Genomic DNA, 5549 nt, shown 5'->3' with positions numbered 1-5549 from the left:
GTGTGGGGGCGCCCCCCCGACCACCCCGCCCCTGCCCTAGACGTGCGCGGCCCCCAGCGCCCCTCACCCCCCCACATCGACCAGGTGTCGGTCGACCCGGCCTATGCGGGCCTTCGCCTCGGCAAACGCCTGATCGACCACGCTGTGCGCTGGGCGAAAGACCGTGGGCTGCACGAGATCACCCTCACCACCTTCACCGAGGTCCCGTGGAACGGCCCGTACTACGAGCGCCTCGGCTTCACCTACATCCCCGCCGCCGACGAGACACCGGAGCTGCGGGCCATCCGCGCCGCCGAGATCGCCCACGGCCTCGACGAATGGCCCCGCGCCTGCATGCGCGCCGACCTGGCCACCTGGCTCGACGGCTGACCGGGCGGTCGTGCGGTCAGCTGCCGACGACGGATCGGGCGAAGGCGGCTTCCGCGGCGGGGAGGGCGGCGGCTCGGTCGGAGGGGACCAAGCCGATGCGGGAGCGGCGGTCGAGGAGGTCGTCGACGGTGAGGGCGCCCTCGTGGCTGATGGCGAAGTCGAATTCGGCGGCGGTGACGTCGATTCCGGGGGCGACCGGTTCGCGCAGGGACGGATCGGCCAGCCAGGCCGAGACGATCTGGCCTGCCTCGCTGCCGTAGCGCTCGATGAGAATCGGGGGTGCGTCGATGCGGTCGCGGGGCGCGCCCGCGACCGCGCCGACCAGGGGGAGGCGGGTCGTGCGGCAGTTCGACGCGGGCAGCGCGGCGTGAGCGACGGCGGCGTCGACGGCGTCCTGGGCCATCTGCCGGTAGGTGGTGAGCTTGCCGCCGACGACGGTGATCAGGCCGTCGGGGGAGGTGAGTACCGCGTGCTCGCGGGAGATGTCGGCGGTGCTGTCGTCGGCGGTCTTCAGCAGCGGGCGCAGGCCGGCGAAGCGGCCGCGGATGTCGGCGCGGGTCAGCGGTTCGCGCAGCGCGGTGTTGATGGTGTCGAGCAGGAAGTCGATCTCGGCCTCGGTGGGCTGCGGCTCGTCCGGGATCGGGCCGGGCGCGTCCTCGTCGGTGAGACCGAGATAGACGCGGCCGTGTGCCGCGGGGAGCGCGAAGACGAAGCGGCTGATGCTGCCGGGGACCGGCACCGTCAGCGCCGCGCTCAGACCGCCGAACGCGGCGGCGTCGAACACCAGGTGGGTGCCGCGGCTGGGTCGCAATTCGATACTGTGGTCGACCTCGCCCGCCCACACGCCGGTCGCGTTGATCACCGCGCGGGCGCGTACGGTCAGCGTCTCGTCCGTGAGAGTGTCGCGCAGCTGGACCGAATCACCGGTCGCTGCAACGGCTTCCATCCGGGTGAGTACGGTCGCGCCCTCGGCGGCCGCGGTGCGAGCCAGGGCGACGACCAGGCGCGCGTCGTCGACGAGCTGACCGTCCCAGGCCTGCAGGCCGCCGCGCAGCCCCTCGCGGCGCACGGTCGGAGCCAGCCGCAGCGCCTCGGCGGCGGCGACCCGGCGCGAGCGCGGCAGGGTGCCGGCGGAGGTGCGGGCGGCGATGCGCAGGGCGTCACCGGCGGCGAAACCCGCACGGATGAGCGAACTCTGGGCCGTCTTGATGCCGGGCAGCAGCGGCACGAGCTGGGGGAGCGGGCGTACCAGGTGCGGCGCGGTGGTCCGCAGCAGGATGCCCCGCTCGACCGCGCTCTCGTGCGCGATGCCGACCCGCCCGCTCGCCAGGTACCGCAGGCCGCCGTGCACCAGCTTCGAACTCCAGCGGCTGGTGCCGAACGCGAAGTCGGCGCGCTCGACCAGCAGGGTGCGCAGTCCGCGCGAGGCCGCGTCGAGGGCGACACCGGCGCCGGTCACGCCACCGCCGATCACCAGGACGTCGACGTCGGGCCGATCGCCCAGTGCGGTCAGGTCGGCGGTGCGGCGGGTCGCGTTGAGGGCGAACGTCGAATCAGGAGTCATCACAGTCCTTGTCGCGTGGCGGGAGCAGGTAACCCTCGATCGCCCTCGACAGCTCCGCGTCGAACTGCGCACCGGCCAGCAGCGGCTCCACCGTGCCCGCGGACTGCACCGCGGACTGGGTGATGAGCAGCAGCATGGTCGCCATCTGCTCGGCATCGCCCGCGCGGATCGATCCGTCTTCGTGGCCGAGCCGGATCTCCGCCGCGAACAGCTCGATCAGCGTGCGCTGGTTGCGCCCCAACCGTCCGAACACATAGGTGAGCATCAGATCGGTGTCGGTGCGGAAGATCTTGGCGAACACCGCGTTCGCCCTGATCGCCGCCGCACCGGCGACGATGCCACGGACCAGCCGGTGCCGGCCGAGGCCGACATCGGGCATGGTCTCGCCGACGATCGTGCGTAACTCGCGCACGAGCAGTTCGGCGATCAGCGACCCGGTGTCGGGCCAGCGCCGGTACACCGTCGGCCTGCTGACCCCGGCGCGGCGCGCCACCTCGGTGAGGGTGGTGCGACGGACGCCGAAGTCGACGACGCAGGCCCGCGTGGCATCGAGAATCGCCACGTCGGTGGGCGAGAGTTGCTCGTCCGCGTTGGTCGCGATGTCGATCATCGTGCTTCACCCCGGTGTGTTCGGCGGCGCCGGGTCCGGCGCCGTGGTCGAGCTGGAACGCTCAAGGGTATCGAGCGAACCAGCGGGGTCGGTGTCGTGAATACGGGGCAGTGACATCCGACAGCGGTCGGATGCCGACTCGAGGACATATCGTACTGGTTACTGCTTGACACTATATGTCAGAATGTAACGCATGGTCGAGACGCAACCCGAAAATTCCGGTGCCACCACCCTGCAGCCGAATATGGTGTGGGACGCCTGGGGTGTCCCCGCTGGACACCAGCCCCTGTCGGCGCAGATCCGCGGCCTGCTCGCGCAGGTATTCGGTATCTCGGGCGAGCCGGTGGCGCGTCGCGACGAGGGCGACGTGCCGCTGCGCCCCTCCACTCTCACCGCCGACGATCGGGCCGGGCTCACGACCATCGTGGGTGACGAACATCTCAACACCGCCGATGTCGTGCGGCTGCGCCACGCGGGCGGCAAGAGCACCCCGGATCTGCTGCGCCGCCGCGCAGACGGCCCGCAGGACGCGCCCGACGCGATCCTCTTCCCCGCCGATCACGCCCAGGTCCTGGCCCTGCTGACCTACTGCTCCGGGCATGGCATAGCCGTCGTTCCGTTCGGCGGCGGCACCAGCGTGGTCGGCGGCGTCGATCCGGTGCGCGGGCAGTTCGCGACGGTCATCGCGCTGGATCTGCGCAGGCTCGACACCGTCACCGGGGTCGACCCGGTCAGCGGCCTGGCGACCCTGGGCGCAGGCCTCACCGGACCGCGCGCGGAGGCGCTGCTCGGCGAGCACGGGCTCTCGCTCGGGCACTTCCCGCAGAGCTTCGAGTTCGCGACCATCGGCGGGTTCGCCGCGACGAGGTCGTCGGGTCAGGCCTCGGCGGGCTACGGCCGCTTCGACGACATGGTCGAGCGCCTGGTCGTCGCCACCCCGCAGGGCACCGTCGAGCTCGGCCGGGCACCCGCCTCGGCCGCCGGGCCGGACCTGCGTGAGCTGTTCGTCGGCTCCGAGGGCACCCTCGGCATCATCACCTCGGTGACGCTGCGCGTGCATCCGGTCCCGGAAACCACTGCCTACCAGGCTTGGTCGTTCCCCGACTTCGCCACCGGCGCGGCCGCGCTGCGCTCGCTGGTGCAGACCGGCGCGGCGCCGACGGTGCTGCGGCTGTCCGACGAGGCCGAGACCGGGCTGAATCTGGCTCGCTCCGGTGACGTCGGCGGCGCTCCGGTCGCGGGCTGCCTGGCCATCACCACCTACGAGGGCACCGAGGAGCACGTCGCCGCCCGCGCGCTGGAGGCGAGCGGACTGCTGACCGCCGCCGGCGGCACCGCGCTCGGTGAGGCGCCCGCGCGGCAGTGGGAGCACGGCCGCTTCGCCGCGCCGTACCTGCGTGACGCGCTGCTCGACGTCGGTGTGCTGTGCGAGACCCTGGAGACCGCCACCACCTGGGCGAACCTGTCGAACCTGAAGACCAAGGTCACCGGCGCGCTGATGGATTCGCTCGGCGCGCAGGGCACGCCCGCGCTGGTGATGTGCCACATCTCGCACACCTACCCGACCGGCGCCTCGCTGTACTTCACCATCGTCGCCAAGCAGCTCGACGACCCGATCGCGCAGTGGCATATCGCCAAGTCCGCGGTCGGTGACGCGATCATCGCCGCCGGGGGCACCATCACCCACCACCACGCCGTCGGCGCCGACCACCGTCCGTGGATGTCGGCCGAGGTCGGCGACCTCGGTGTTCGCGTGCTGCGCGCGGTAAAACGCGAACTCGACCCCGCCGGGGTGCTCAATCCTGGAAAGCTGGTGCCGTGAGGGAGTTTCGGCGAGTGAACCGTATGCACAGTGCGCGTTCGCGCACGACGGAGCCGAGCGCGGGCGAGGTGGAGTCGTGAGTGAACTATCGGTGCGGCGGGTACTCGTCGTCACGAATCCGCATTCGGGTGCGGGGCGTGGTGACGGCGTCGCCGAGGCGGTGCTGGAGCGGCTGCTGGCCCAGGGTGTCGAGGTGGCCGAGGTGCGGGCGCCCAGCGCGGCCGAATCGGTCGAGCAGGTCAGGGCGGCCGTCACCAGCGAACTCCGGCGGCCCGACGCGGTGATCTGCGTCGGCGGCGACGGGCTGATGAACGTGCTGCTGGCCGCGGTCGCGCACAGCACCGTGCCGCTGGGCCTCGTGCCCGCGGGCACCGGCAACGACCTGGCCAGGGAGCTCGGCATCCCGACCGGCAACCCGGAGGCGGCCACCGACATCGTGCTGCGCGGGCGGGTCCGCCACATCGATCTCGGCCGGATCGAGTCGACCTACGCGACACCCACCTGGTTCGCCACCGTCGTCGGTACCGGCTTCGACGCGCGGGTCACCCTGCGCGCCAACAAGATGCGCTATCCGCGCGGCCCGCTGCGCTACACCGTGGCCGCGGTGGCCGAGCTGATGCGCGGCTACACGCTGCCGTTCACCATCGAGCTGTCGGGCCTCGAGCCCGGCGCGCTCGACAACCCCGACGGCGAACAGACGGTGATCCACACCGACGCCGTGATGGCCCCGATCGGCAATACCCGTACCTACGGCGGCGGCATGCTGGTCTGCCCGGACGCGCTCGCCGACGACGGCTACCTCGACATCACCGTGGTCGGCGCGGTCTCCCGGCTCGAGATGGCGCGGCTGCTGCCCGCGCTGTCGGCGGGCAAGCGCATCGACCATCCGTCGACCAAGCGCTACCGCGCCCGGCGGATCACCGTCACGGCCGACGGCGGCTACGCCACGGCCGACGGCGAGCCCGCGGGGATGCTGCCGGTCACCGTGCAGGCGATGCCGGGCGCGCTGACGGTGCTGGTGCCGTAGAGCCGCGCCAACCGCCCGCGCTGGGATCTCCGCTTGCGATGCCCAGGCGTGGGGGGGGGGGGGGGGGCGGGGCCCGCCCAGCGCGCGGGGTAGGGAGATCAGGGGGAGCGCGCGGCGGGACAGGTGTTGTCGTGGGAGCACTGCGACACACCACAAG

5 protein-coding genes are annotated in these 5549 nt (G+C 72.3%); 3 read left to right on the top strand and 2 right to left on the bottom strand.

Annotated elements, in window-relative coordinates; all coding sequences use genetic code 11:
* Positions 1–369 (top strand): GNAT family N-acetyltransferase (locus ACFWPJ_RS23175; RefSeq protein ID WP_378854485.1); only part of this gene is annotated, 369 nt, incomplete at its 5' end.
* A gap of 16 nt (positions 370–385) precedes the next feature.
* On the opposite strand, the gene ACFWPJ_RS23170 is transcribed toward ACFWPJ_RS23175, so the two are convergent.
* Together ACFWPJ_RS23170 and ACFWPJ_RS23165 are read right to left on the bottom strand one after the other, a co-directional pair.
* Entirely contained in the window at positions 386–1933 is a 1548-nt protein-coding gene (locus tag ACFWPJ_RS23170; protein ID WP_378854484.1) for a glycerol-3-phosphate dehydrogenase/oxidase, read from the bottom strand.
* On the bottom strand, positions 1923–2543 hold the full coding sequence (locus ACFWPJ_RS23165; protein WP_378854483.1) for a TetR/AcrR family transcriptional regulator: 621 nt from the start codon (positions 2541–2543) through the stop codon (positions 1923–1925). The genes ACFWPJ_RS23170 and ACFWPJ_RS23165 overlap by 11 nt, the downstream gene beginning before the upstream one ends.
* Before the next feature lie 193 nt (positions 2544–2736).
* On the opposite strand from ACFWPJ_RS23165, the gene ACFWPJ_RS23160 reads away from it, so the two are divergent.
* Both ACFWPJ_RS23160 and ACFWPJ_RS23155 read left to right on the top strand, forming a co-directional pair.
* Positions 2737–4365: an FAD-binding oxidoreductase gene (locus tag ACFWPJ_RS23160; RefSeq protein WP_378854482.1), complete on the top strand. Its 1629-nt coding sequence runs from the start codon at positions 2737–2739 to the stop codon at positions 4363–4365.
* Positions 4366–4441: 76 nt separating this feature from the next.
* Positions 4442–5392 carry a YegS/Rv2252/BmrU family lipid kinase gene (locus tag ACFWPJ_RS23155; protein ID WP_378854481.1) on the top strand — a complete coding sequence of 317 codons (951 nt, stop codon included), beginning with the start codon at positions 4442–4444 and terminating at the stop codon, positions 5390–5392.
* Positions 5393–5549: the final 157 nt, after the last annotated feature.

The organism is Nocardia sp. NPDC058497 (assembly GCF_042720195.1).
Taxonomy (GTDB): domain Bacteria; phylum Actinomycetota; class Actinomycetes; order Mycobacteriales; family Mycobacteriaceae; genus Nocardia.
The sequence above is the reverse complement of the archived record's forward strand: the minus strand, read 5'-3'. Positions and strand labels throughout refer to the sequence as shown.

Coding starts and splice junctions, on each gene's coding strand:
- ACFWPJ_RS23170 (WP_378854484.1), bottom strand. CDS start 1,933: ATGACTCCTGATTCGACGTTCGCCCTCAACGCGACCCGCCGCACCGCC.
- ACFWPJ_RS23165 (WP_378854483.1), bottom strand. CDS start 2,543: ATGATCGACATCGCGACCAACGCGGACGAGCAACTCTCGCCCACCGAC.
- ACFWPJ_RS23160 (WP_378854482.1), top strand. CDS start 2,737: ATGGTCGAGACGCAACCCGAAAATTCCGGTGCCACCACCCTGCAGCCG.